Raw genomic sequence first — 24871 nt, 5'->3', positions numbered from 1 at the left:
TTCACCGTGGCGCCCGTGGTATCGGACCGGGCACCGGAGGCTCGTGAGGGGATCTTCTGATGTCCGGTCCACCGCCACCGCCCCGCCACCGCCCCGCCACCGCCCCGGCACCGCCACCGCCCCGGCACCGCCGCCGCCCCGGCACCGCCACCGTCGTGCCCGCCGCCCGGTCGAATCGTCGCCGCGGACTCGCCTTTCGGCGCGGTGGGAAATCTTTCGCTGATCGTGGGAACCGGATCGGACGGTCGCGCGTCGAAGAGGGGGAATGAGCAAGATCGACGTGCGAGGAGGGGTGACGGATGGATCGTTGTTCGAGTCACATGTCGTGGCGGCGCGGGATCGATGCCCGTGCGTTCGATGCCCGTGGTTTCGATACCTGTGGTTTCGATGCCAAGGCACGGGTTCGGCCCGCGTTGCGCGCCGGCGAAGCCTGCGAGACCTACACCTCGCCGCGCTGGCCGAAGCCGCGCCCGAAGCCGCAGGCGGAATGACGCGGGCGCGGGCCGTGCACCGGTGACCGGCTCCGCGTGACGTCATGCGCGCGGAGTCGGTTCCGAACAGCGGATGAGGCGTGGGTCGGCCGCGACCATAGTGCGCGGCGATTCCCTCGAAGGCATCGGTGTCGGTGTTGGTGTCGGTGTCGCGGGCGGAGGCGAGATCTCGGTCGAGCGGATCGGTGATAACCGTCACACGCGCGGCAGTCGCCGAGGAGTACGGCGGCGTCGAGTACCCGGTCGTTGCGGGGGAAGGCACCCATCGGCGCCGAATCCATTCCGGCCGCGAGCAATTCGGTGAATCGGGCGCGGCGCGGCTGCCGGGCGACGGCGTGCAATCACTCGGCGTTCATACGCCCGGCGTAGGTCGGCATGTGCAAAGAGCTCGCCGACGCGGCGGCACGCGAGCGGTGTCCAGCTACGACGGAGCGATTCCGGTGAGCTAATTCGCAGCGCCGGGCCCCGCGCTCATCGTCGCAGCATGTGACCGCCGGATGAACACAACTTCGCAACCGTGCTAGTTCTGTTGTGAAGATTTCTGCGAAGGGCACTTCGTGTCGGCAGCCGTTCGTGAGCCGGGTACCTTAGGCCAATGTTCTCGAAAGTCTTGGTTGCCAATCGTGGCGAGATCGCCATCCGTGCCTTTCGCGCGGCCTACGAACTCGGCATCGGGACCGTCGCCGTTTTCCCGTACGAGGACCGCAACTCGGTTCATCGGTTGAAGGCGGCGGAGTCCTACCAGATCGGGGAGAAGGGTCATCCGGTCCGGGCCTATCTGTCGATCGAGGCGATCATCGATGCGGCCAAGAGCGCGGGTGCGGACGCCGTCTATCCGGGATACGGGTTCCTGTCGGAGAATCCGGATCTGGCCGCGGCCTGCGCCCGGGAGGGCATCACCTTCATCGGCCCCTCGGCGGAGGTGCTGGAGTTGGCGGGTAACAAGGCCCGCGCGATCGAGGCGGCCAAGGCGGCGGGGCTGCCGGTCCTCGCGTCGAGTGCGCCCTCGGCGGATGTGGAGGAATTGCTGGCCGCGTCGAGCGAACTGGAGTACCCGATCTTCGTGAAGGCGGTTGCCGGTGGCGGCGGTCGCGGGATGCGCCGGGTGGCCGAGCCGGCGCAATTGCGTGAATCCATCGAGGCGGCCTCGCGGGAGGCGGAGTCGGCGTTCGGTGATCCGACGGTGTTCCTCGAACAGGCGGTGGTGAATCCGCGCCATATCGAGGTGCAGATCCTGGCCGACCAGCACGGTGATGTGATGCATCTGTTCGAGCGGGATTGCTCGGTGCAGCGTCGTCATCAGAAGGTGATCGAGCTGGCGCCCGCGCCGAATCTGGATCCGGCGCTGCGCGAGCGGATCTGCGCGGACGCGGTGGCCTTCGCGCGCCGGATCGGGTACAGCTGCGCGGGCACGGTGGAATTCCTGCTCGACGAACGCGGCAATCACGTGTTCATCGAGATGAATCCGCGGATCCAGGTCGAGCACACGGTGACCGAGGAGATCACCGATGTGGACCTGGTGCAGTCCCAGTTGCGGATCGCCGCGGGGGAGAGCCTGTCGGATCTCGGGCTGAGTCAGGACACCGTGACGATCAGGGGTGCGGCGTTGCAGTGCCGGATCACCACCGAGGATCCGGCCAACGGCTTCCGCCCCGATACCGGGCGCATCACCGCCTACCGCACCCCCGGCGGCGCGGGTATCCGCCTCGACGGCGGCGCGAACCTCGGCGCGGAGATCGGCGCCTACTTCGACTCCATGCTCGTCAAGCTGACCTGTCGCGGTCGTGATTTCGAGGCGGCGGTCGCACGGGCCGCGCGCGCGCTCGCCGAATTCCGTATTCGCGGCGTGACCACCAATATTCCCTTCCTCCAGGCTGTCCTGGAGGATCCGGATTTCCGCGCGGGCCGGGTCACCACGTCGTTCATCGATGAGCGTCCGCAATTGCTGACTCTGCGCGGTTCGGCGGACCGGGGTACCAAGATCCTGACCTACCTGGCCGATGTCACGGTGAACAAGCCGCACGGTGAGCGGCCGACCACGGTGTACCCGCACGACAAACTGCCCGCGATCGACCTGAATATCGCGCCGCCGGATGGTTCTCGGCAACGGCTGCTCGCGTTGGGGCCGGACGGTTTCGCGCGGGCGCTGCGTGAGCAGAAGGCGGTCGGTGTCACCGACACCACTTTCCGTGACGCGCATCAGTCGTTGTTGGCGACGCGGGTGCGGACCAATGGATTGTTGGGTGTCGCGGGGCATGTCGCGCGGCTGACCCCGGAACTGTTGTCGATCGAGGCGTGGGGTGGGGCGACCTACGACGTGGGGTTGCGGTTCCTGTTCGAGGATCCGTGGGAGCGGTTGGCCGCGCTGCGGGAAGCGGTGCCGAATATCTGTTTGCAGATGCTGCTGCGTGGCCGTAACACCGTCGGCTACACCCCGTACCCGGAGAAGGTGACCCGCGCGTTCGTCTCCGAGGCCGCGGCGACCGGGATCGATATCTTCCGGATCTTCGACGCGCTCAACAATGTCGATCAGATGCGTCCAGCCATCGACGCGGTCCGTGAGACCGGCACCACCGTCGCCGAAGTCGCGCTGAGCTACACCGGTGATCTGTCGAACCCGAACGAGAACCTCTACACCCTCGACTACTACCTGAAGCTGGCCGAGCAGATCGTCGACGCGGGCGCGCACGTGCTGGCGATCAAGGACATGGCCGGGCTGCTGCGCGCCCCCGCCGCCGCGACCCTGGTCACGGCGTTGCGCAGCAATTTCGATCTGCCGGTGCACGTGCACACCCACGACACCCCCGGTGGGCAGTTGGCGACGTATCTGGCGGCGTGGCAGGCCGGTGCCGACGCCGTCGACGGCGCGAGTGCGGCGATGGCGGGTACCACGAGTCAGCCCGCGCTCTCGGCGATCGTGGCCGCCGCGGCGCACAGCGAATTCGATACGGGTCTGAATCTGCAGAACGTGTGCGATCTGGAGCCGTACTGGGAAGCGTTGCGCAAGGTCTACGCCCCGTTCGAATCCGGGTTGCCCGCCCCCACGGGCCGGGTCTACACCCACGAGATCCCCGGTGGGCAGCTGTCGAACCTGCGTCAGCAGGCCATCGCGCTCGGGCTCGGGGACCGCTTCGAGGAAGTCGAAGCCAAATACGCTGCCGCCGACCGCCTGCTCGGGCGTCTTGTCAAGGTGACCCCCTCCTCGAAGGTGGTGGGCGATCTGGCGTTGGCGCTGGTCGGCACGGGTGTCGATATCGAGGATTTCGCCGCCGACCCGGGCCGCTACGACATCCCGGACTCGGTCATCGGATTCCTGCGCGGCGAGTTGGGGACCCCGCCCGGTGGCTGGCCCGAACCCTTCCGCAGCCGCGCGCTGGCCGGACGCGGACCGGCCAAACCCGAAACCCCGCTCACCCCGGCCGACGAAGCCGGACTCGCGGGAAGCTCGCAACAGCGTCGCGCCACCCTGAACCGGCTGCTGTTTCCCGGGCCGACCGCGGAATTCCTCGCCCACCGCGAGAAGTACGGCAACACCATGGGGTTGTCGGCCAACCAGTTCTTCTACGGCCTGCGCCGCGGCGAGGAACACCGGGTGCAGTTGGAGAAGGGCGTCGCCCTGCTCATCGGTCTCGAGGCGATCTCCGAGCCCGACGAGCGCGGCATGCGCACCGTCATGTGCATCATGAACGGGCAGTTGCGCCCGGTCGCGGTCCGTGACCGTTCCATCGCCAGTGAGGTCCCGGCCGCGGAGAAGGCCGACAAGTCCGATCCCGGTCATATCGCGGCCCCGTTCGCGGGCGTGGTGACTCTGTCGGTGTCCAAGGGCGACGCCATCAGCGCGGGCGACACCATCGGCACCATCGAGGCCATGAAGATGGAAGCGGCGATCACCGCACCGCGAGCGGGCACGGTATCGCGCGTCGCGATCGGCAAGGTCCAGCAAGTCGAGGGCGGCGACCTGCTGGTCGAACTCTCGGTACTCGAGTCCGCGAGCGAATGACGCGGATCGTCGCCGGTTCGGCGGGCGGGCGGCGTCTCCGGGTGCCGCCCGCGGGGACCAGGCCAACCTCCGACCGGGTGCGTGAGGCGCTGTTCAGCGCGCTCGACGCCAGGATCGATTTCGACGGAGCCAGGGTGCTCGACCTGTACGCGGGGTCGGGTGCGCTCGGTCTGGAGGCGCTGTCGCGCGGGGCCGCGCGGGCACTGCTCGTCGAATCCGACCGCAAGGCCGCAGCGATCGTGCGCGGCAATATCGCGGATCTCGGCCTGCCCGGCGCGGAGTTGCGGGTCGGCGCGGTCGCGGCCGTCCTCCAACAGGGTGGCGCGGAGCCGTTCGATCTGGTGATGTCCGATCCGCCGTACGAGGTGGACACCGACGCGGTGATCGCCGACCTGCGGGCCCTCGCCGCACGTGATTGGCTGGCGACGGGAGCGGTGGTCGTCGTCGAGCGTTCGGTTCGTTCGCCCGAGATCGTCTGGCCCACCGGCTATATCCCGTCGAAGGTGCGCAAATACGGCGAGACGAGGATCGAACTCGCCGAATACGATCCGGCGATCTGAGCGACACGGATCTGTCGGTGGCCGCGGGTACCGTGACCGCGTGAACCGCACCGACCGGTTATACGCCATCGTCGAAGAACTCAGGGCGATCTCGCCGCGCCTGCGCACCGCACGCGAATTGGCACAGCGCTACGAGGTCAGCGTGCGCACGATCGAACGGGATATCTCCGCGCTCCAGCAGGCCGGTATCCCCGTCTACGCCGACATCGGCAGGCGCGGCGGCTACGCGCTGGAGAAGAGTATGTCGCTGCCCCCGCTCAACTTCACCCCGGCCGAGGCCGTCGCGCTGGCGGTCGCTCTCGACGGCAGCCGGGGCACGCCCTTCGCGGACGCCGGGCACAGCGCGCTGCGCAAAATCCTGGCCGTGATGCCCGAACGCAATGCCGAGGCCGCGCGCGATCTCGCCACCCGCGTCCGGCGGCTCGAACGGCCGGACGAGCCACGCGCCGAACAGATTCCGGCGGTGATTGAACACGCCATCGAAGTCGGGCGGGTGCTGCGGATCGACTATATGGACCGGTTCGAGGCGCATAGCGTCCGCGAGGTCGAGCCGATGGCGTTCGTCAACGGCGTCAACGGCTGGTATCTCGTCGCCTGGTGCAGGTTGCGGGACAACTCCCGCTGCTTCCGCCTCGACCGCATCCGTACCGTGACGATGACGGACCTGCCGTTCCCCCGCAGATGTTTCGAGACGAGTGTGTCCGGCCCGCCCGATCTGGTGCTCAGGTCCGTCGGATTCTGAAGGCGCCGAATCGATGTCGAAACACCGACATAGGGTTGTCGCCGCGCCGGGAGATCGTGATCGGGCACAGCACGATCCACGAACTCCCGGAGGAGAGAGATGACGATACCGGCGGAAAACACGGTGGCCTGGTTCCAGATCGGCAGCGATAAGCCCGCCGAGGTCGAGAAGTTCTACGGCGATCTGTTCGGCTGGAATTTCACCCCCGACCCCGACAGCGCAGGGTACGACCTCATCGGCTATCCCGGCGGCCAGGCCCCGAGCGGTGGTGTGGCGCACTCCCCGGACGCGAGCGGCAATCACGCCACCTTCTTCGTCCTCGTCCGCGACGTCGCCGCCACGGTCGCCGCCGCGGAGGGTTTCGGCGGCAAAGTTCTCGTCCCGCCGATCACCTCGGAGAACGGGCTGGTCTTCGCCCATATCCTCGACCCGTCCGGCAATAATTTCGGCATCTTCACCCCCGCCCCGTAGCGGGCGAGGGGCGCGGGGGATCGGGTGGCGGCGCGCGACTGTCGCGCCGCCACCCGCAACCCGTCGTCCTCGGAAGTTGGCAGGCGCGGTGCGACTGCTACCGTCGGCCCATGGCTGGAGCACTGTGCCCCGGGTCCTTCGATCCGGTGACCAACGGACATATCGACGTATTCGCCAGGGCGTCGGCACAATTCGACGAGGTCGTGGTGACCGTCATGATCAACCCCAAGAAGCAGGGGATGTTCAGTGTCGAGGAGCGGATGGAGATGTTGCGCGAGGCGACATCGCATCTGCCGAATCTGCGAGTGGCGTCCTGGCAGGGCCTGCTCGTGGATTTCGCGCGCGAGCAGGGGATCGGCGCGATCATCAAGGGCCTGCGCGATGCCGGTGACTTCGGCTACGAACTACAGATGGCGCAGATGAACAAGAAGCTCTCCGGTGTGGATACCTTCTTCATCGCCACCAATCCGGCGTTCAGTTACCTGTCCAGCTCCCTTGTCAAAGAAGTCGCGTCCTACGGTGGCGATGTCAGCGATATGCTGCCGCCTCTCGTGCACAAGCGGCTGCTGTCCCGGCTCGCCGAACGCGACAAGGGTTAGCGGATCGGGGTTCAGAAGACGAGGCCGCGCAGGGCGAGGAAGCGCATGCCGCCGACCACCGCGGTGATGGCGAGCACGGCCGCCGCCTGCATGCTGTCGCCGAGACTCGGAGTCCACAGTTCCAGGCAGGCCAGTCCAGCGGTCGAGATGCCGAGGCCGACCAGCGCCAAGCCGCCGCCCTCCCACTGCGCGGTGAACCAGCCGACTCGACCGGCCGCCTGGAAGGTGAGCTGGCGGTGCAGTTCGTTGGCGATGACGGTGCTCACGATCGAACCGGCTACATTGGCGAGTAGCGGACCGACGCCGTGTAGCGCGAAGAACAGCAGCACATAGGTGATATTGCTGGATCCGCCGACCAACGCGAACCGGATCAGCTGGGCAAACGCACGGTCACCGCGCAGATAGCCGGCGACCCGACCGATGCGGCGGCGCACCGGCGCCGTGTCCATGACCGGGTACGGCCCCACCCACGGGGTGTATATCCCGGCGGGCAGCACGGGCGTCCGCGGTACTTCCAGAACGGTCATGGTCTATCCGATCCACACTGTGCCTTCGATGGGAACAACGGCGATGGTCATCGCTCTCCTTCCCACCACCGGCTGTCCCGCTCGTCGTGCCCGTTCAGGATGGACTGAGCGACGCGAACTGGTCAATCGGTATATGCGAAGGGTTGATCCGACCGTCGGCCTCCTCTCAGTCCCACGGTTCCGGTCGGGGCCTGCATTTGTCTTATGAAGATCTTGTTCTGATCCACACGGATAAAAATGTAACACGAAGCGGAGAAGGTCTCTCCACTTGATTTTGTGTGGTCTGCGAGACACTGGGTACGACACACCGGAAAACGACTCGGCGTCGGCGGTGATGAGGGGCACACTGGGCTCGGCGGAGAGTTTCGCCCGAAGGTCTGTACGAGAGCGGGGTAGTCAGCATGTATCGCGTATTCGAAGCGCTGGACGAGTTGGTGGCCATCGTCGAGGAGGCGCGTGGTATCCCGCCGACCCGCAGTTGCATCGTGCCGCGAGGTGATGTGCTCGAACTGCTCGACGACGTACGCGACGCGCTGCCGGGTGAGCTGGACGACGCCCAGGATGTCCTCGACCATCGCGACAAAATCGTCTCCGACGCCCGCGGCGCCGCCGAATCCACCGTGGCCGGCGCCAACGACCAGGCCGAGCGGACCATCGGCTCGGCGCGCGACGAGGCCGACCGGATCCTGGCCGACGCCAAGGCCCATGCCGATCGCATGGTCGCCGAGGCGAGCGCGCACGCCGATCACCTGGTGAATACCGCCCAGGCCGAAGCCGATCGCATCGTCGCCGACGGCAATGCCGAATTCGAGGCCGTCACCGGGCGAGCGGGCGTCGAGGCCGATCGCATGATCGAGGCGGGCAAGGCGTCGTTCGAGCGGTCGGTCGCCGAGGGCAAGGCCGAACAGGCCCGCCTGGTGGCGCAGACCGAGGTCGTCCGGGCCGCCCATGCCGAATCCGCGCGTCTCATCGACGGCGCCCAGGCCGAGGCGGACCGGATGCGCGACGAATGCGACCACTACATCGACTCGACGCTGGCCGACCTCGAGGAGACGCTCAACACCACCCTGCGCACGGTGGGCCGGGGCAGGCATCAGCTGCGCTCCGGGACGGGCGCACCCGACTACGCGGCCGATTATCGCCGGTAGTCGTCGCGGGCGTTTTGATTCGCCCGGTGCACCTCGCGTATTGTCGAGTGGTTGCCCATACCACTTCGATCGTGAGTGAGTTCGTGATGTCCGCCGGTTCCGGTTCCACATCGCGTTCGCACGCGGCCAAGCGCCGCGAGCCGGACGCGGCCTTCGTGCTGGATGTGCGCAGCCTCGGTCGGCGTCCCGGCACCATGAAAGAGCTGCGCCGCACGGTGGTCACCGCCGAGCGGCTCGGTCTGGAGATGATCGCGGTGCCCGCGGGCACCGAGGTGGAACTCGATCTGCGGCTGCAGGCGGTATCCGAGGGCGTGCTCGTGACAGGAACGGTCCGCGCGCCGACGGCGGGGGAGTGTTCGCGCTGTCTCGAACCGTTCACGGATTCGCAGGAGCTGTACCTCACCGAACTGTTCGCCTACCCGGACAGCGCCACCGAGCAGACCACCGAGGACGACGAGGTCCACCGCCTCGTCGACGACACCATCGATCTCGAACCGGTGATCATCGATCAGCTCGGCCTCGAACTGCCGTTGCAGCCGCTGTGCACCCCGGATTGCGCCGGGCTGTGCCCGGAATGCGGTGTCCGGATGGCGATTGCGGGTTCCGATCACGGGCATGAGATACTTGACCCTCGCTGGGCCGGGCTGGCGAATTTCGCCGCCGAATCGCCCGGTAGCGCCGCCCCTGATGCGGGCGCGGCCGACCCGGACCACTGAGAAGCAAGACCAGTCAGCCGCCGTGGCAAACGATGCCATGGCATGCACACAGGACAGAGGAGAAGTAGTCGTGGCCGTTCCCAAGCGCCGGATGTCCCGTTCCAACACCAGGTCGCGGCGCAGCCAGTGGAAGGCCACCGCGCCGACCCTGATCACCTGCCCGAACCGCGCGTGCGGTGAGAAGACGCTGCCGCATATCGCCTGCCCGTCCTGCGGCACCTACAAGGGCCGTCAGGTCACCTCCGCTGTCTGACAGTTCGATCTGTCGTATCGACGTGACGGTCAGCAAAGACGTAGCCGGTTCGGCCGGTGAACACGCGAGCCTACTCGAGGCGCTCGGTGTCGAGGTGGGACCGGATCTGCTGCGGCTCGCGCTGACACACCGGTCCTACGCCTACGAGAACGGCGGGCTGCCGACCAACGAGCGCCTGGAATTCCTGGGCGACTCGGTGCTCGGCCTGAGCATCACCGAACGGCTGTATCACGAGCACCCGGAGAAGTCCGAGGGTGAGCTCGCGAAGTTGCGCGCCAGCGTGGTCAATATGCACGCGCTGGCCGAGGTGGCGCGCGGTCTCGGCGAGGGCGGTCTCGGCGTGCATCTGCTGCTCGGCAAGGGCGAAGAGCTCACCGGCGGCCGTGACAAGCCGAGCATCCTCGCCGACGGTATGGAGTCGCTGCTCGGCGCCGTGCACCTCGAGCACGGTATCGGCGTGGCGCGCGAGGTGGTGCTGCGCCTGTTCGCCGATCTGCTCGAGCGCGGTCCTCGGATGGGCGCGGGCCTGGACTGGAAAACGAGCCTGCAGGAGCTCACCGCCGAGCGCGGTATCGGTGTGCCCAGTTACGAGATCACCTCGACGGGCCCCGATCACGACAAGGAATTCACCGCGACGACGGTGATCGGCGGCGCCCACTACGGGCAGGGCGTCGGCCGTTCCAAGAAGGAAGCCGAGCAGAAGGCGGCGGGCGCCGCCTATCGGGCATTGACCGCAGACGCCTGACGTGCCAGAACTTCCCGAGGTCGAGGTGGTTCGGCGCGGACTCGCCGAACATGTGGTCGGTCGCACCGTGGAATCGGTGACGGTGACCCATCCCCGGTCGGTACGCCGTCACCTCGAGGGCGCCGCGGATCTCGCCGCCCGACTGACCGGGCGGCGAGTGGAATCCGCACAGCGGCGCGGCAAATACCTGTGGCTCACCTTCGACGAATCGGATACCGCGCTCGTCGTGCATCTGGGCATGAGCGGGCAGATGCTGGTCCAGCCCGCCGCCGCCCCGCTGGAGAAACACGCGCATATCCGAGCCGCCCTGCACGACGGCGCGGAACTGCGTTTCGTCGACCAGCGCACCTTCGGCGGCTGGGCGCTGGCCCCCTTGGTCGAGGTAGGCGGATCGCTGCTGCCCGAACCGGTCGCCCATATCGCTCGCGATCCCCTGGATCCGCGTTTCGATCGGGAAGCCGCCGTGGCCGCGCTGCGGGCCAAACAGACCGAGATCAAGCGGGTGCTGCTCGATCAGACGGTGATCTCGGGGGTCGGCAATATCTACGCCGACGAGTCGCTGTGGCGCGCGCGCATTCACGGCAACCGGCTCGCGTCCGGTCTGACGCGCCCCGTACTGCGCACCCTGCTCGCCGAGGTCCACGCCGTGATGAGTGACGCACTGGAAGCGGGCGGCACCTCCTTCGACGCCCTCTACGTGAACGTCAACGGGCAATCCGGCTATTTCGAGAGGTCGCTGGCTGTTTACGGCCGCGAGGACGAACCGTGCCGCCGCTGTGGCGCGCCGATCGTTCGCGAGCGCTTCATGAACCGTTCGTCCTACTCGTGCCCGCGTTGCCAGCGGAAGCCTCACCAACGCTGAGCCGAGCGAGCTACCGTTTCCTCATGCGGTCCGGGATACGGGTCCGGTCGTTGGAGGAAGGATTTATGCGCAAGCTCACCTATTACGTCGCATCCACGATCGATGGATTCATCGCCACCGAGGAGGGGTCGGTCGACTTCTTCCCGGTCGGCGGCGACCACGGTCCGGCGATCACCGCGCAGTATCCCGAGACGCTGCCGACCAAGGTGCGGGAGGCGCGGGGTATCACCAAGCGCAACGCCAGTTTCGACACGGTGCTGATGGGACGAAAAACTCACGATTTCGGAGTGCGAACCGGGACGTCGAGCCCGTATGCGCACCTGCGGCAATTCGTGGTCTCCACGACGTTGCCGGAGAGTCCGGATCCCGCGGTCGAAATCATTGCGCGCGATCCGCTGGGCAAGGTCCGCGAACTCAAACGCGAGCCCGGTCTCGGAATCTGGTTGTGCGGTGGCGGGGAGTTGGCCCAGGAGTTGCTGCCCGAAATCGATCAGATCTTCCTCAAGCTGTATCCGATCGTGCTCGGCCGCGGCAGGTCGCTGTTCGGCGCCGGCCCCCGGCTGCCCGAGGCCGCCCGATACCGGGTGATCACCAGTCGGGTCTTCGAGGACGGAGTGGCCTTCATCAAATACAGCAAGGTGCGATAGGCGCGGTGGCCGAACCGAATTCGTCAGCCGAACCGGGCCCTGCCGTGACGGAGGGCCCGGTCGAAGCGCTGCGCGAAATCGGTTTCTGGCTGGAACGCGCACGTGCGCAGACTCACCGGGTGAAAGCCTATCGGCGGGCCGCCGATATCGTGGCCGACCTGTCCGAGGATGAACGCGCCGCGTACCGCGCCGCGCGCAGCTGGCAGGAGATCGCGGGTATCGGGCCCAAGACCGCCGCTGTCATCGAACAGGCGTATTCCGGTGCGACACCTGCGTATCTGTCCGAATTGCGTGGGGCCGCCGCACCCATCGGCCCCGCGGGGAAACCGCTGCGCGCCGCGCTGCGCGGGGATCTGCACACCCATTCGGACTGGTCCGACGGCGGCAGTCCGATCGAGGAGATGATGGGTGTCGCCGCCGCGCTCGGTCACGAATACTGTGCGCTGACCGATCATTCGCCGCGGTTGACGGTCGCCAACGGTCTATCCGCCGATCGGCTGCGCCGCCAATTGGACGTGGTGGCCGAACTCAACGAGCGGGTCGCACCGTTGCGTATCCTCACCGGCATCGAGGTGGACATCCTCGACGACGGCGCACTCGACCAGCGGTCGGATCTGCTGGCCGAGCTGGATATCGTGGTTGCCAGCGTGCATTCGCATCTGCGGGCCGAGGCCGATGTGATGACCAAGCGCATGGTGTACGCGGTCGCGAATCCGAATGTGGATATCCTCGGGCATTGCACCGGCCGCCTGGTGGAAGGCGGTCGCGGGATACGGCCCGAATCGAGTTTCGACGCCGAAGTGGTGTTCGAGGCGTGCAGGCAGTACGGGACCGCGGTCGAGGTCAACAGTCGCCCCGAGCGGCGTGATCCGCCCTCGCGGCTCATTCGGCTCGCCGTCGAGATGGGCTGCTGTTTCGCCATCGATACCGACGCGCACGCGCCGGGACAGCTGGATTGGCAGGGCTACGGATGCGAGCGCGCGCTGGCGAACGGCGTCGCGCCCGATCGGGTCGTCAACACCTGGCCGGTGCAGCAGTTGCTGGCCTGGACTCGTACCACCGAGGCCGGTTGACTGCCGGTGAACAGTCCTCGAATATTCGCCCCGGTATCGGGCGAGTAGTCGAATTCGCTCGAAAATGGTTGGCACCCGGCGGTAGTCGAGGTGGGCTGTGCGCGGCCAGAAGACGCAGGGGAGGGGTTCATCGGTGGGGGATTTTCCGGTCGACACGGTACTGGCGCTCATCGGTATCGCGGTGCCGGTCGCAGCATTCCTCTGGGAGTTCATTCTCGTCGGGCGGCGCAGGCTCGGCTACCGGGTGCAGATGGACACGCCGGTCACCGGCGAGGTCGAGGCGGTCTTCCCCGGGGTGCTGACCCAGTTGCGTCGTGACGCGGGGGCGCAGTTGCGCGATCTGTCGATCGTGCTGGTTCGTATCGAGAACAGCGGGACCTCGACGATCGAAACGTCCGACTATCTGGCTCCGGTGCCCCGGGTCGGTTTACATCTGCGCTTCCCGCAGCGCCGCGTTGTCGGCATGGCGGTGACCGAACTCAGCGATCAGGATCTGGCCGATACCCTCGGCCCCAATTCCGGTATCGGCGTCCGGGAGGACACCGGCGGGCATATCGGGGTGATCGACCTGCCCAAGGTGCCGCTGAATCGCGGGGATCACTACAAGGTGCTCGCGATCCTGCAACGCTCCGAGGGCAACGGCGAATATCCGGCCCCGGTGCTGCTCGGCGGGATCAAACGCGGGCGCGTCACCGAGACCAGGAGCCGCACCGGGGTGTCGCGGGTGATGCTGGCGCTCATCGCGTTCCTGGTGCTGGTGATCGTGGTGCAATTCGTCGTCGCGATGGTCGAGCCCGAGCCGAATCCCCTGGACTGTGCCACCGGAAAACTGACCGTCGTCGGCTCCTCCGCCTTCGAACCCGTCATTCGCGATGCCGCAGCCCAGTACGGGAAACGTTGTACCGGAGCGGAATTCGCCTTCGACTTCGCGGGAACCGAACGGGGACTGGACCGGGTGACCGAGGCGGGCGTCGATCCGGGGCTGCTGACCATCAGCGACGGGGCCAAGGGCGAAGGGTATCCGGCGCTGCGCGCGCGCCCGCTGTCGCTGTCGCTGTTCACCGTGATCGTGCACAAGGATCTCGGCATCACCGACCTCAGCGCGGCGCAGGTCGACGATCTGTTCCAGGGCAGGATCACCCGGTGGAGTCAGATCGGCGGCCCCGACCGCCCGGTGGTGCTGGTGAACCGCACCCCTGGATCGGGTACCCGTACGATATTCGAGCGCCGACTACTCGGCGGCGGGCAACCCGAACGCCCGCACCAGAGTTGTACGGCGATCAAGGACACCGCGGGCACGTCGTGCGATGTGCCGGTGACCAGGGATATGCACAAGGCGGTCGCCGAGATTCCCGGAGCCATCGGCTACAGCGAACTCTCCGAGGCCCGCAAGGCCGATATGCGGATCGTCACCATCGACGGGGTGGCCGCCGACAGGCAGCGGGCCATCGACCGGTCGTACCCGTTCTGGGGGGTCGAATACGCCTACAGCAACGGTGACCTGCCCGCCGAATCCCTCGCCGCGAGTTTCCTGCACTATCTGACCGCCGATATCGGCGCGGAGGTGCTGCGTTCACACGGGAACGAGCCGTGCGCCAGTCCCCTGATCGAGCCGGGACGGTGCGATCCGTCCCGGTGACGCCGCGTTCTCGGCGACAGGGGACCGCCGCCGCCGTGCCGATCTGTCGGTGGGGTCGGCGAGGATCATTCCATGACCGAACTTTCGCTGCGTGAGCTGAACCGGACACTGCTGGTGCGCCAGATGCTGGCCGAGCGGGTCGATATCAGCCCGTTCGAGCTGGTCCGGCATGTGGTCGCCGTGCAGGGGCAGGAACCCAACTGGCCCTATGTCGGATTGTGGTCGCGGCTGGCCGGTTTCACCCACGAGGATCTGGCCTCGCTGCTGCGCGATCGGAAGCTGGTGCGCTCCACCATGATCCGGCGCACCGTGCACCTCGCCACCGCCGAGGACTTCCGCTGGTTACGGCCCACGGTGCGGCCGATCGTCGACGCCGCGCTCCGGTCGCCCTACTTCCGCGACGAGATCGATGGCATCGACCTCGATGAACTCGCCGCGGCGGGTCGCGCCCTGCTCACGGGAAAGATATTGAGCCGCGCCGAGTTCGGGAAACTACTCGGCGAGAAGTTTCCGAATCGGCTGCCGCGCAGGCTCGCCGAATCGGTGGAGTTGATGGTGCCGATGGCCCACGGTCCCGAGACCGGGGAGTGGGGCCGGTGGCGCAATCGCTACGTCACGCTGAGTCTGGCCGACGAGTGGATCGGCGCGCCGATGGGGCCCGCCCCCGATCCACGGCAGTTGATCCTGCGCTACCTGGCCGCCTACGGTCCGGCCACCGTCGCCGATATGCAGGCGTGGGCGGGGGTCACCAGGCTGGCCGAGGTCATCGACGATATGCGCGACCGGCTGCGGGTGTTCACCGACGACAAACACAAGGTGCTGTTCGATCTCCCCGGCGCGCCGCTGGCCGATCCCGACCTGCCGGTCCCCGTGCGTTTCCTGCCCGCCTTCGACAACGCCCTGCTCGGCCACAAGGACCGCCGTCGGATGATCAGCGAACAGGACCGCCGGCGCGTCGCCAAGGAGGCATCGGCGGGGGTGCCCATGTACCTGGTCGACGGTTTCGTCCACGGCCGGTGGGGACTCGACGGCTCGACCATCCGCGTCATCCCGTGGCATCCGCTCACCCCGGCCGACGAGGAGGCGCTCCGCGCCGAAGCCGAACGCCTGCTGTCCTTCGTCGCGCCCGGTGCGGACGCCAAGGTGCTCGTCGAGCGGTGAACGTGCCAGGCCATCGGTGACCGAAGTATGACGCTCCGGCGCGGATACCGCCCGATCGCGCCGCGACCGGGCACGATCGGGCTATGACTCGAGATGCCGAGGCGGGCAAGCCGGAATCGCGCCGGTGAGCGGAATGCGGGTGTTGCTGACCGGCGCGGCCGGATTCATCGGATCCCACGTCCATCGCGCGCTGACCGGCGCGGGACACGACGTGGTCCCGATCGACCTCATGGTGCCCGCGGCGCACGGGCCCGATGCGGCGCCGCCGCCGGGGGTGGCGCGGGTCGATGTGCGCGACGGCGCCGCGTTGGACGTCGTACTGCGCGGTATCGATGTGGTGTGCCACCAGGCCGCGGTGGTCGGCGCCGGGGTGAGCGCTCAGGACGCGCCCGCCTACGCCAGCCACAACGATGTCGGGACGGCGGTGCTCTCGGCCGCCATGGACCGGGCCGGATGCAGGCGACTGGTGCTCGCGTCGTCGATGGTGGTCTACGGCGAGGGCCGCTACCGCGGGCAGCGGTGCGGCCGGGTCGAGGTCGGCGCGCGCCGACGGGAGGATCTCGCGGCGGGAATCTTCGAATATCGGGGCCGGGACGGTGAATTGCTCACCTGGGAGACGGTCGACGAGGACGCGCCGCTGCGGCCGAGGAGCCTGTACGCGGCTAGCAAACTCGCGCAGGAGAATTACGCGGCGGCGTGGGCCGCCGTGACCGGATCGACGGTGACCGCGTTGCGCTATCACAATGTGTTCGGACCCGATATGCCGAGGGACACGCCCTATTCCGGGGTTGCGGCGATCTTCCGCTCCGCGCTGGAGGCCGGGCAGCCGCCACGCGTTTTCGAAGACGGCGGGCAGATGCGGGATTTCGTGCACGTCGCCGATATCGCCGCCGCGAATCTGGCTGCCGTCGAGCGGCCGTTGTCAGGGTTCCAGCCGTTCAATATCTCTTCGGGGCGGCCGATCTCGATTCTCGAGGTCGCCGAGGCATTGGCCGCCGCGCGCGGTGGACCGGAGCCGGTGGTCACCGGGGATTACCGGCCGGGGGATGTGCGCCATATCGTCGCCGATCCCGGACGGGCCGCGCGCACACTGGGTTTCGTGGCGGCGGTGGACCCGATCGACGGCCTCGCCCGTTTCGCCTTCGAGCCCTTGCGCGAGAGTGCGGGTGTGTGCGCGCCGACGCAGTGAGGCGCACGTCCGCGTCCGGCGGTTCAGTGTTCCGACAGCGGCAGCCTGACCTCGAAACGGCTGCCCTGCTCGCGGTTGTGGACGGTGATGTCACCGTGGTGCGCCTGTATCAATCCGGCGGCGATGGCCAGACCCATACCGCTGCCCGCGGGAACCCCGCCCGCCGCGACCGGCGAGCGCGCGGCGGTGCCCCGGTAGGCGACGTCGAAGATACGGGGCAGATCCGTTTCCGAGATTCCGGGACCGGTGTCATCGACACGTGCCCACGCCTGGCCGTCGTCGGTGCCGGCGGACAGGGCCACCTCGCCGCCGGGGGGAGTGTGGGCGATGGCGTTGGAGACGAGGTTGGTCAGCACCCGGGACAGGGCCTGGTCGCTGGCGGACACCATGATCCGGTGCGGCGGCTGGTCGGCGCGCAGGGTGACGCGGGCGCGTTCGGCGGTCGGCCGGTTGGCGGCCAGGACCTCGTCGATGAGTTCGCGCAGATCTATCGGCTCCAGTTCCAGCCGCAGCGCGCCCGCGTTGATTTTCGACATCTCGAACAGGTCGTCGACCATCCGCGACAGCCGGTCGGTCTCACAGCCGATCTGTGCGGCGTAGCGGGCGACGTCGACGCGGCCGGTGACGACCCCGTCGGACAGCGCCTCCGCCATCGCCCGAATACCCGCGAGCGGAGTGCGCAGATCATGGCTGACCCACGCGACCAATTCGCGCCGGGATTTCTCCGCCGCCCTTTCCTGATCCCGTATCTGCTTCTCCCACACGGTTTTACGGGCCTGTTCCCGGCCGAGGACGATCGCCGCGGGCACGGTGACGGCGGCGACAACCGCCAATACCACGGCGGTGCGCTGTAATTCGTGGGTGAACATCAGGCCGCTGACGCCGATGATGCCCGCGAGCGTCGCCAGCGTCGGGATCAGCACGAGTACCGCCATGCTGACGGTCAGTGAACGATTGCTGTTGGCGCGCAGAATCAGTGCGCCGATCACCACCACCGGCACCGAACAGGCCAGCGAGTAGACGACCAGCGCGAAGGTGTCCTCAGGCACGGGTTCCTCCCGAACCGGAATCGACGCGCCCCCACGCGTAGCCGCGCCCCCAGACCGTGTCGATACGGTGGCGGTCACCGAGTTTGGCGCGCAACCGCTTGATATGCACGGTGACGGTGGACAGATCGCCGAAATCCCAGCCCCACACCTGTGCCAGCAGTTCCTCCCGGCTGAACACCTCGCGCGGATGCCGGAGCAGGAAGACCAGGAGATCGAGTTCGCGCGGGGTCAGATCGACCGGGGTGGCGTCGACCAGCGCAAGTCGGGCGGCGGGTCGCACCTCGATCGGTCCGTCGCGCAGGATCGGGTGGCCGTTGTCGCGCACCGTCGTGGCCCGCCGCAGCACCGAGGCCACCCGCAGCGCGAGTTCGCGTGGGCTGAACGGTTTGGTGACGTAGTCGTCCGCGCCCGCCTCCAATCCGAGAACCCGATCGTCTTCGTCGCCGAGCGCGGTGAGCAGGATGACGGGGGTGTCCGGGCGCGGCCCGGATCGGATCGCCCGGCAGATCTCGATACCGTCAGGCGCTGGCATCATCACGTCGAGTACCGCGAGTTCCACCGCGTCGCCGTCGTCGGACAGCGCGGCCAATGTCGCCGGGCCGTCCGCGGTTTCGCGGACGGTGTGGCCGTCACGTTCGAGGTAGCGCCGGACCACCTCCCGCACGACGGGATCGTCGTCGGCGATCAGAATGCACATGGATGTCACCAATTCGTCAGGACCAGATGGACGAGCGCGAGCGTGCCCGCCGCCTGGATCGCGAGCCAGACCCGGGCGTGGGACCTGGGCAGGAATGCCGTCGCGGCCAGTAGCCACATATCGAACGGTAACCAGATCCGCTCGGTTTCGGCTTTGCTGAGTCCGCTCATATCGGCGACAAGAACGGCGCAGAGCCCCGCGACGACCAGCAGCGCCGCCGGGTCGAGCGCACGCAGCACGCGCGGGGCGAGGGCTCGGGGCAGGGCTGCCGCGGTGGCGAGCCCGAGCGCGCACAGCGTCGCGGCGAGATTGGCCCACCAGAAGTACGCGAACGGACGTTCGGCGGCGATGCCCTGGTAGTAGCGTTCGATCACCAGGTGATAGCCGTCGAGCCACCAGAATCCGGCGAGGGTGAAGACGGCGGCGACGGCCAGTGCGCCCGCCGCCGCGGCGAGGATCGGGCGCGGGGTTCGTCCGGCGATGAGTACCGCGACCGCGGGCAATGCCATCAGCGCCAATCCGTAGCTGAGATATCCGCAGAGCCCGAACAACACTCCCGAGGCCATCGCGACGAGCACGCGGGCGCGGCCGGGTCGCGTGGCGATCGCGAGCAGCGCGACCGCCCATGCGGCGACGCCAGCGAATACCGCGTCGGCGGAGACGGCGATCCAGATCGCGGCGGGCGCCAACGCCAGATACGGCAGCGCCGCCCGCGCCCGGTGTTCGGCCCCCAACGCCCGCAGCGTCACCGCCACCGCGACGACGGCACTCGTTCCGATCAGCAGGCAGGCCGTCCCCGCCCACGCGCCGCCGCCGAGACCGATCCGATCGAGGAGGACGAAGAACAGCAGCGCGCCGGGTGGATGCCCGGAGACGTGAGTGGTCCACGAATCCGGCTGGAAATCGAGGATGCGGTCCGAGAAGCCGTGCAGGGCATCGGGAATATCGGTGACGCCGGGTACCTCGTGCAGATATTCGTGGCTCGTGGTGAGCCGGTCGGTGAAGCCGCGCCGCCAGCCGTCGACCATGGCGAGTGCGAAGGCCCAGGCGATCGCGGTCAGCCACGCCGTCGCCAGCGCCGAGCGCCACGGTAGCCGCCCGGCCAGTTCCGGCCCTCGGACGATGACGAGGCAGGCGAGGACGATCGCGGGCGCGGTACCCCATCCGATATGCGGTAGCCAGTTCCCGAAAATCGGCGCGGCCCCCGCGTACAGTCGGCCACGCCACTGTTCGCTAGCGATTCGCGGAACCGTGAAAGCCGTGACGGTCAGCGCCGCCGCGATCCCCGCGCCGATGAGTTCGCCCCGCCACCGCGCCCGCGGCGGGTCGGCAGCCGCTCGATCGGTGGCATTCTCGGTGGCATCGCTGACGTCGTACACGGAATTCACCATAGGACCGCGTTCGGGAGGCACGTGCAGTTCCAGGCCGTTTTTTCGGCACCGTCACTGTTTCGTCACAGGAATTCGACCGCCGATCGGGTCTCGGCGGCCTAGGTTCGAACCGTGACCGAAGCCTACGTTGATCCGCACGGAGTGACCGTCGTTATTCCGTGTCGAGACGAAGCTGAATCGTTGCTGGATGTGCTGGCTGCCATTCCCGCCGGATATCACGCGCTTGTTGTCGATAACGGGTCCACCGATGGCACCGACGCGGTGGCCCGCAGCGGCGGCGCCACCGTGGTGCGGGAGGATCGGCCCGGTTACGGCTCCGCGGTGCAGGCGGGTATTCGCGCGGCCCGCACCGAGTTGATCGCGGTTCTGGACGGTGACGGGTCGATGGATCCGGCCGAACTCCCCGATCTCGTCGAATTGGTGCGCGGCGGAGCCGATCTCGCGGTGGGGCGACGGCGTCCGATCGGCGCGGGGGTCTGGCCGTGGCACGCGCGGATGGGCAATCTCCTGATCGCCCGCAGACTGCGACGCAGGTACGGCCTGCCCGTGCACGATATCGCCGCCATGCGGGTGGCGCGGCGCAGCACGGTGTTGTCGCTGGGACCGCTGCATCCCCGCTCCGGATATCCGCTGGAATTGCTTGTCGGCGCGGCGGGTTCGGGTTGGCGGGTGGTCGAGCGTGACATCAGCTATCGGCCGAGGGCGGGCGGGCGGTCGAAGGTGTCGGGCTCGTGGGTGGGCACGCTGCGCGCCACCAGGGATTTCCTGGCGGTGCTGCGATGACCGGCCGCGGCGACACGACGCTGCTCGTCATCGCCAAGGCCCCGATCGCCGGATTCGCCAAGACCCGCTTGACCCCGCCGCTCGAACCGCGCGCGGCGGCGCGGGTGGCGGCGGCCTCGTTGCTGGACACCCTCGACGCGGTGTCGCGCAGCGACGTCGCCCACCGGGTCGTCGCGTTCACCGGCGATATCGACGCCGCCGAACGCGGCGTGGAATTGGCGCGGGTGCTGGCGCGATTCGTCGTCGTCGCGCAACGCGGCGCGGATTTCGGCACCAGGCTGGCCAATGCGCACGCCGACGCCGCCCGATTCGACGCCCCGGTGCTCCAGATCGGGATGGACACCCCGCAGGTGGGCCCCGAGGTGCTGAGCGCCGCCGCGCGACAGTTGGCGCAGGGCGATTCGGCGTTGCTCGGACCCGCCGAGGACGGTGGGTGGTGGGCGCTCGGCCTGCCGTCCCCGCAACCGGCGCATTTGCTGGCGCGGGTGCCGATGTCCACCGCCCGCACCGCCGAACTGACCCGTGACATGGTGCGGCACTGTGGTTTTCGCGTCATCGATCTTCCTTCGTATCGCGATGTCGACACCTTCGCCGATGCCGTGTCGGTGGCCGCCGCGTCCGACGGACGTTTCGCGAGGACCGTCGACGCGGTGCGTGAGCACGGGCTGGTTTCGCGGTGAGCGGCACGGATTTCGACGTCTTCGATCGCCTGCTGGCGGGTGAGCGATGCTGGATACGCAGTGCCGACGGCACCAGGCACCGGTTGCCGACCCGGCGCTGGCTCGGGCTCTCCGGCGACGAACACAGGGCGGATTTCGCCCTGACCGCCTGCTGCGACGGACCAACGGTCGATCTCGGCTGCGGTCCGGGCAGACTCGTCGCGGGACTGCTGCGCCGAGGGGTGCTCGCGCTCGGTGTCGATATATCGCCCGCGGCGGTGAGTATCACCAGATTTCGCGGAGCTCCGGCATTGCGCAGGGATGTGTTCGGGCCGCTGCCCGGCACCGGGCGCTGGGCGTACGCCCTGCTGGCCGACGGCAATATCGGGATCGGCGGCGACCCGCGCCGCATCCTGGCCCGCACCGCCGAACTGCTCGCACACGACGGTCTGGCGATCGTCGAATTCGCCGTTCCGGGAACAGGTGTGGTGACGCGACCGATCCGGTTGGAATCGCGATCGGGTGTGGGCGCGTGGTTTCCCTGGTCCCGCGTTGGTATCGAACACGCCGACGAGGTCGCGGCCGGCGCGGGTCTGCGGGTGCTCGGCACGGCGGCGGTGGACGGTCGACATATCGCGTGGCTGCGTCGTCAGCGGGAAGCCGAGCGGGTGTCGGTGCGATGAGTTCGGGTGAATCCGCCTACCGCCCTTCTGATTCCACGCCTCCACGGGCGCGCGAGTCGGGGCGGTTGGCAGGCATATCGGCGGCGAGGGGGCCCGAAGTGGCGAGCCGGGTCGGTATCGCGCTCGGCGTCGCGATCCTGCTCTGTTTCCTGACCGGCCTGCTCAGCCACGGAATCCAGCATCCGCCGAGCTGGTTCTGGTGGCCCGCGCATCCGGTCTGGCTCTATCGGGTGACCCAGGGGCTGCATGTGATCTCCGGGGTGAGCGCTATTCCGCTGGTGCTGGTGAAATTGTGGTCGGTCTATCCGAAGTTGTTCCAGCGACCGCTCATCGGCTCACCGCTGCGCGCACTGGAACGCGGATCGATCGCGTTGCTCGTCGGTGCGGTGCTGTTCGAGCTGTCGACGGGGTTGCTCAATATCGCCCAGTTCTATCCGTGGAAATTCTTCTTCCCGACCGCGCATTACGCGATGGCCTACATCGCGGCCGGGGCGCTCGCGGTGCACCTGGCGGTCAAGCTGCCGGTGATCAGGTCGGCGCTGAGTCGTCCGGTGCAACCGGCGGACGCGCCCGATAGTGCTGGGGTGCGGCATATTTCACGCCGGACGATAGTCGCGACCGCCTGGGTCGCCGCGGGGGTGGCCGGGCTCTCCGTCGCGGGGCAGACGGTGCCCCTGCTGCGGCGGGTCGCGTTCGCGGCGCCGCGCAGTGGACACGGGCCGCAGGGGCTTCCGGTGAATCGTTCGGCGACCGCGGCCGGTGTGCTGGACCGTGCCCGCGATCCGGCGTACCGCCTGACCGTGGTGGTCGGTGCGCGTCGCAGGGAATTCACCCGCGAGCAACTGCTGGCGTTGCCGCAAACCCGGGCCACGCTGCCGATCGCCTGTGTCGAAGGCTGGAGCGCGTCGGCCGACTGGTCCGGAGTGCGCCTGCGCGATCTACTCGAGGCCGTCGGTCCCTACCCGGGCGGCGACGTCGGATTCCGATCACTCGAAACCAGCGGCATCTACGGTGCGTCGCTGCTGCCGCAACGCCACGTCGTCGCCTCGGACACGCTGGTCGCGCTGGCACTGAACGGTGAGACGCTGGATCTGGATCACGGTTACCCGTGCCGCTTGATCGCCCCGAATCGCCCCGGCGTCCTCCAGACGAAATGGCTGTCGAGTATCGAGGTGCGAACGTGACGACACTGCGCGTCGTGCTGATCCTGGCCGGGTTGTGGCTCGGATGGCACGGCATCGGTCTGTTGTTCGACCTCGGACGCAGAGACCTCGTCTCGGTGATCCTCTGGTTCGCGGGCGCGATCCTGCTGCACGACGCGGTTTTCGCGCCGCTGTGCGCCGCGACGGGGCTGACGGCGCGTCGCTATCTTCCGCACGCCTGGTGGGGGCCGGTCGCCTGCGGCGCGGTCTGCACCGTCGCGTTGCTGCTGATCACCGCGCCGGTGCTGCGCCGCGGCGGCGCGATCGTGGACAACCCGACGGTGCTCGACCGCGACTACCCGCTCGGCCTGGCCATCGCGATCACGCTGATCTGGGTCCTCGTGGTCGGCGCGGTAACGGCAGGCCGATTGCGGACCCGACGGACCCCGGCCTCCGGCCACCAGCCCTGACCTCTACCGATGGTCCCGTCCGGAGGGAGTTTCGGGAGATGCGCCGTGCGGGTCGGTCACCTCGCCCACCGAGACCCCCGCCTCCGGAATTCCCTCGAGGAATCCGGCACCGAGAGCCTGCGTCGGGGTGTACGCCCCGCCGGGACGGGATTCGGACGCCAAGAGTGTGCGCACCGCGTGCAAGGCGCTCGCCGCGGTGAAATCGTAGGTGTTGGCGACGGCGAGCCGCAGCTGTCTGGCCTGCCCGGAGGGGTCGCTGACCTCGGCCCACAGTTCGCTGCGGGTATCGGCGCGGGTGTTCTCCGACGGCCCGGTGACAGCCGCGGCGATACCGCGGTCGAGCAGCTTCGCCACCCCGGGCAGGCGCAGCGCCCCGCGCAGGACCGGATCGGCGTGGCGAAGGAATCCGCCGAAGGGAATGCGGGTGAAATCGGTGATGTTCGGTATCCCGGTGGAGCGATAGGCGCTGCTGATATCGCCGAGCGGAATGCTGTGGACCGTGACCTCGCCGCCGCTCAACCGGATTCGACGGGAGCGGTGTGCGGTGGCAACGCTCACCAGTTCGCCGTTCGCGCGGACCCGGCCGCCGCTCTGCGCGCCTTCCAGCGCGGTGCGCAGGGTGCCTCGGCTGAACCCGCCGCGACTGACCAGTGCGATATCGAGGTCGGTCGCGGTCGGCAGTTCGCGAGCCAGGCGCACCGCGAGATATTCGGTGGGCACGACATCGAATCCGACGCCGGGCACGAGCATGACTCCGGCCGCCGCCGCGTCGTCATGCAATCCGTACAGCGCTTCGAATACGTCGACCTCGCCGGTCACGTCCACGTAGTCGGTGCCGGTGCGCAGGCACGCGTGCGCCATGGGCGACGCGGTGGCCGAGAACGGTCCGGCGCAGTGCGCGACGATGTCGATATCGGCAAGCGCGGCGTCCAGTCCGGCGTCGTCGGCGAGGTCGACCGCGACGAACGGGAGATCGAGTCGTTCGGCGACCGACCGGACGGCCTTCGCGTTGCGGCCCGCGAGCAGCGGCCGCTCACCGGTGGACGCCGCACGCTCGGCCAACAGCGCGCCGGTGTAGCCGTTCGCCCCGTAGATCATCCACGTCATGGCGGTTTCGGTCCTTTCTGCGGGTCGCCCGTTCGCAATCGCCGGGTACCGGCGAACTGTAACGTGT

The 24871-nt window shown here is 68.2% G+C and carries 26 protein-coding genes; 21 read left to right on the top strand and 5 right to left on the bottom strand.

Going from position 1 to position 24871, the window contains the following annotated elements; all coding sequences use genetic code 11:
* The first annotated feature begins 299 nt into the window (after positions 1-299).
* The 6 genes from ABZS43_RS03075 to coaD all read left to right on the top strand — a co-directional run bounded on the left by ABZS43_RS03075 (position 300) and on the right by coaD (position 6863).
* Positions 300-491, top strand: coding sequence for a hypothetical protein (locus ABZS43_RS03075; protein ID WP_355034133.1), 192 nt, complete (start codon positions 300-302; stop codon positions 489-491).
* Positions 492-1086: 595 nt separating this feature from the next.
* Complete coding sequence (locus ABZS43_RS03070) at positions 1087-4491, top strand: pyruvate carboxylase (protein ID WP_355034132.1); 3405 nt, start codon at positions 1087-1089, stop codon at positions 4489-4491.
* Positions 4488-5051 (top strand): 16S rRNA (guanine(966)-N(2))-methyltransferase RsmD, encoded by a 564-nt coding sequence (gene rsmD / locus ABZS43_RS03065; protein WP_355034131.1) that lies wholly within the window; start codon positions 4488-4490, stop codon positions 5049-5051. The genes ABZS43_RS03070 and rsmD overlap by 4 nt, the downstream gene beginning before the upstream one ends.
* A 40-nt stretch (positions 5052-5091) precedes the next feature.
* Positions 5092-5793, top strand: coding sequence for a WYL domain-containing protein (locus ABZS43_RS03060; RefSeq protein ID WP_355034130.1), 702 nt, complete (start codon positions 5092-5094; stop codon positions 5791-5793).
* Between the two features lie 99 nt (positions 5794-5892).
* Positions 5893-6264 carry a VOC family protein gene (locus ABZS43_RS03055; RefSeq protein WP_355034129.1) on the top strand — a complete coding sequence of 124 codons (372 nt, stop codon included), beginning with the start codon at positions 5893-5895 and terminating at the stop codon, positions 6262-6264.
* Between the two features lie 110 nt (positions 6265-6374).
* Positions 6375-6863 (top strand): pantetheine-phosphate adenylyltransferase, encoded by a 489-nt coding sequence (gene coaD / locus ABZS43_RS03050; RefSeq protein WP_355034128.1) that lies wholly within the window; start codon positions 6375-6377, stop codon positions 6861-6863.
* An 11-nt stretch (positions 6864-6874) separates the two neighbouring features.
* On the opposite strand, the gene ABZS43_RS03045 is transcribed toward coaD, so the two are convergent.
* The gene (locus ABZS43_RS03045; protein WP_355034127.1) at positions 6875-7390 is read right to left on the bottom strand and encodes a GtrA family protein; all 516 of its coding nucleotides are present in this window, start codon (positions 7388-7390) and stop codon (positions 6875-6877) included.
* Between the two features lie 401 nt (positions 7391-7791).
* Between ABZS43_RS03045 and ABZS43_RS03040 the strand changes: the two genes are divergently transcribed.
* The 10 genes from ABZS43_RS03040 to ABZS43_RS02995 all read left to right on the top strand — a co-directional run bounded on the left by ABZS43_RS03040 (position 7792) and on the right by ABZS43_RS02995 (position 16823).
* The gene (locus ABZS43_RS03040; RefSeq protein ID WP_355034126.1) at positions 7792-8538 is read left to right on the top strand and encodes a DivIVA domain-containing protein; all 747 of its coding nucleotides are present in this window, start codon (positions 7792-7794) and stop codon (positions 8536-8538) included.
* 86 nt (positions 8539-8624) lie between these two features.
* Positions 8625-9254: a DUF177 domain-containing protein gene (locus tag ABZS43_RS03035; RefSeq protein WP_355034368.1), complete on the top strand. Its 630-nt coding sequence runs from the start codon at positions 8625-8627 to the stop codon at positions 9252-9254.
* Positions 9255-9324: 70 nt separating this feature from the next.
* Positions 9325-9507 carry a 50S ribosomal protein L32 gene (gene rpmF / locus ABZS43_RS03030; RefSeq protein WP_109529679.1) on the top strand — a complete coding sequence of 61 codons (183 nt, stop codon included), beginning with the start codon at positions 9325-9327 and terminating at the stop codon, positions 9505-9507.
* 22 nt (positions 9508-9529) lie between these two features.
* Positions 9530-10252 carry a ribonuclease III gene (gene rnc / locus ABZS43_RS03025; RefSeq protein WP_355034125.1) on the top strand — a complete coding sequence of 241 codons (723 nt, stop codon included), beginning with the start codon at positions 9530-9532 and terminating at the stop codon, positions 10250-10252.
* A gap of 1 nt (position 10253) precedes the next feature.
* Complete coding sequence (mutM, locus tag ABZS43_RS03020; protein ID WP_355034124.1) at positions 10254-11114, top strand: bifunctional DNA-formamidopyrimidine glycosylase/DNA-(apurinic or apyrimidinic site) lyase; 861 nt, start codon at positions 10254-10256, stop codon at positions 11112-11114.
* A gap of 65 nt (positions 11115-11179) precedes the next feature.
* On the top strand, positions 11180-11761 hold the full coding sequence (locus ABZS43_RS03015; protein WP_355034123.1) for a dihydrofolate reductase family protein: 582 nt from the start codon (positions 11180-11182) through the stop codon (positions 11759-11761).
* 44 nt (positions 11762-11805) lie between these two features.
* Positions 11806-12834 carry a PHP domain-containing protein gene (locus ABZS43_RS03010; protein ID WP_355034122.1) on the top strand — a complete coding sequence of 343 codons (1029 nt, stop codon included), beginning with the start codon at positions 11806-11808 and terminating at the stop codon, positions 12832-12834.
* Between the two features lie 133 nt (positions 12835-12967).
* A complete protein-coding gene (locus ABZS43_RS03005; protein WP_355034121.1) occupies positions 12968-14473 on the top strand; it encodes a substrate-binding domain-containing protein in 1506 nt (501 codons plus the stop codon).
* A 72-nt stretch (positions 14474-14545) separates the two neighbouring features.
* Positions 14546-15634: a winged helix DNA-binding domain-containing protein gene (locus tag ABZS43_RS03000; RefSeq protein ID WP_355034120.1), complete on the top strand. Its 1089-nt coding sequence runs from the start codon at positions 14546-14548 to the stop codon at positions 15632-15634.
* A gap of 124 nt (positions 15635-15758) precedes the next feature.
* Entirely contained in the window at positions 15759-16823 is a 1065-nt protein-coding gene (locus ABZS43_RS02995) for an NAD-dependent epimerase/dehydratase family protein (protein WP_355034119.1), read from the top strand.
* 23 nt (positions 16824-16846) lie between these two features.
* Here the strand turns inward: ABZS43_RS02995 and ABZS43_RS02990 are convergent, their stop codons facing one another.
* Genes ABZS43_RS02990 through ABZS43_RS02980 form a run of 3 tightly spaced genes read right to left on the bottom strand, consistent with a single transcriptional unit; the run spans position 16847 to position 19960 of the window.
* Positions 16847-17872, bottom strand: a complete 1026-nt coding sequence (locus tag ABZS43_RS02990; protein WP_355034118.1) for a HAMP domain-containing sensor histidine kinase — start codon at positions 17870-17872, stop codon at positions 16847-16849.
* The gene (locus ABZS43_RS02985) at positions 17865-18569 is read right to left on the bottom strand and encodes a response regulator transcription factor (protein ID WP_355034117.1); all 705 of its coding nucleotides are present in this window, start codon (positions 18567-18569) and stop codon (positions 17865-17867) included. Before ABZS43_RS02985 ends, ABZS43_RS02990 begins: the two co-directional genes overlap by 8 nt.
* Before the next feature lie 5 nt (positions 18570-18574).
* Positions 18575-19960 (bottom strand): hypothetical protein, encoded by a 1386-nt coding sequence (locus tag ABZS43_RS02980; RefSeq protein WP_355034116.1) that lies wholly within the window; start codon positions 19958-19960, stop codon positions 18575-18577.
* A 111-nt stretch (positions 19961-20071) separates the two neighbouring features.
* Between ABZS43_RS02980 and ABZS43_RS02975 the strand changes: the two genes are divergently transcribed.
* The 5 genes from ABZS43_RS02975 to ABZS43_RS02955 all read left to right on the top strand — a co-directional run bounded on the left by ABZS43_RS02975 (position 20072) and on the right by ABZS43_RS02955 (position 23697).
* Positions 20072-20743, top strand: a complete 672-nt coding sequence (locus ABZS43_RS02975; protein WP_355034115.1) for a glycosyltransferase family 2 protein — start codon at positions 20072-20074, stop codon at positions 20741-20743.
* Positions 20740-21423 carry a DUF2064 domain-containing protein gene (locus ABZS43_RS02970; protein ID WP_355034114.1) on the top strand — a complete coding sequence of 228 codons (684 nt, stop codon included), beginning with the start codon at positions 20740-20742 and terminating at the stop codon, positions 21421-21423. The genes ABZS43_RS02975 and ABZS43_RS02970 overlap by 4 nt, the downstream gene beginning before the upstream one ends.
* Positions 21420-22085, top strand: coding sequence for a class I SAM-dependent methyltransferase (locus ABZS43_RS02965; RefSeq protein ID WP_355034113.1), 666 nt, complete (start codon positions 21420-21422; stop codon positions 22083-22085). The genes ABZS43_RS02970 and ABZS43_RS02965 overlap by 4 nt, the downstream gene beginning before the upstream one ends.
* 98 nt (positions 22086-22183) lie before the next feature.
* Positions 22184-23269: a molybdopterin-dependent oxidoreductase gene (locus ABZS43_RS02960; RefSeq protein ID WP_355034112.1), complete on the top strand. Its 1086-nt coding sequence runs from the start codon at positions 22184-22186 to the stop codon at positions 23267-23269.
* Positions 23266-23697 carry a hypothetical protein gene (locus ABZS43_RS02955; RefSeq protein WP_355034111.1) on the top strand — a complete coding sequence of 144 codons (432 nt, stop codon included), beginning with the start codon at positions 23266-23268 and terminating at the stop codon, positions 23695-23697. The genes ABZS43_RS02960 and ABZS43_RS02955 overlap by 4 nt, the downstream gene beginning before the upstream one ends.
* A gap of 3 nt (positions 23698-23700) precedes the next feature.
* Here ABZS43_RS02955 and ABZS43_RS02950 read toward each other — a convergent pair whose 3' ends face one another.
* A complete protein-coding gene (locus tag ABZS43_RS02950) occupies positions 23701-24804 on the bottom strand; it encodes a saccharopine dehydrogenase NADP-binding domain-containing protein (protein WP_355034110.1) in 1104 nt (367 codons plus the stop codon).
* Between the last annotated feature and the right edge of the window lie 67 nt (positions 24805-24871).

It is taken from the genome of Nocardia sp. NPDC005366, from assembly GCF_040606855.1.
GTDB lineage: Bacteria > Actinomycetota > Actinomycetes > Mycobacteriales > Mycobacteriaceae > Nocardia.
The sequence above is the reverse complement of the archived record's forward strand: the minus strand, read 5'-3'. Positions and strand labels throughout refer to the sequence as shown.

Excerpts from the sequence above, each read along its gene's own strand:
- ABZS43_RS03035 (WP_355034368.1), top strand. The coding sequence starts at position 8,625 with ATGTCCGCCGGTTCCGGTTCCACATCGCGTTCGCACGCGGCCAAGCGC.
- ABZS43_RS03000 (WP_355034120.1), top strand. The coding sequence starts at position 14,546 with ATGACCGAACTTTCGCTGCGTGAGCTGAACCGGACACTGCTGGTGCGC.
- ABZS43_RS02970 (WP_355034114.1), top strand. The coding sequence starts at position 20,740 with ATGACCGGCCGCGGCGACACGACGCTGCTCGTCATCGCCAAGGCCCCG.
- ABZS43_RS03070 (WP_355034132.1), top strand. The coding sequence starts at position 1,087 with ATGTTCTCGAAAGTCTTGGTTGCCAATCGTGGCGAGATCGCCATCCGT.
- ABZS43_RS02950 (WP_355034110.1), bottom strand. The coding sequence starts at position 24,804 with ATGACGTGGATGATCTACGGGGCGAACGGCTACACCGGCGCGCTGTTG.
- ABZS43_RS02980 (WP_355034116.1), bottom strand. The coding sequence starts at position 19,960 with ATGGTGAATTCCGTGTACGACGTCAGCGATGCCACCGAGAATGCCACC.
- ABZS43_RS03015 (WP_355034123.1), top strand. The coding sequence starts at position 11,180 with ATGCGCAAGCTCACCTATTACGTCGCATCCACGATCGATGGATTCATC.
- rsmD (WP_355034131.1), top strand. The coding sequence starts at position 4,488 with ATGACGCGGATCGTCGCCGGTTCGGCGGGCGGGCGGCGTCTCCGGGTG.
- ABZS43_RS03055 (WP_355034129.1), top strand. The coding sequence starts at position 5,893 with ATGACGATACCGGCGGAAAACACGGTGGCCTGGTTCCAGATCGGCAGC.
- ABZS43_RS03075 (WP_355034133.1), top strand. The coding sequence starts at position 300 with ATGGATCGTTGTTCGAGTCACATGTCGTGGCGGCGCGGGATCGATGCC.
- ABZS43_RS02985 (WP_355034117.1), bottom strand. The coding sequence starts at position 18,569 with ATGTGCATTCTGATCGCCGACGACGATCCCGTCGTGCGGGAGGTGGTC.
- ABZS43_RS03045 (WP_355034127.1), bottom strand. The coding sequence starts at position 7,390 with ATGACCGTTCTGGAAGTACCGCGGACGCCCGTGCTGCCCGCCGGGATA.
- coaD (WP_355034128.1), top strand. The coding sequence starts at position 6,375 with ATGGCTGGAGCACTGTGCCCCGGGTCCTTCGATCCGGTGACCAACGGA.
- ABZS43_RS03040 (WP_355034126.1), top strand. The coding sequence starts at position 7,792 with ATGTATCGCGTATTCGAAGCGCTGGACGAGTTGGTGGCCATCGTCGAG.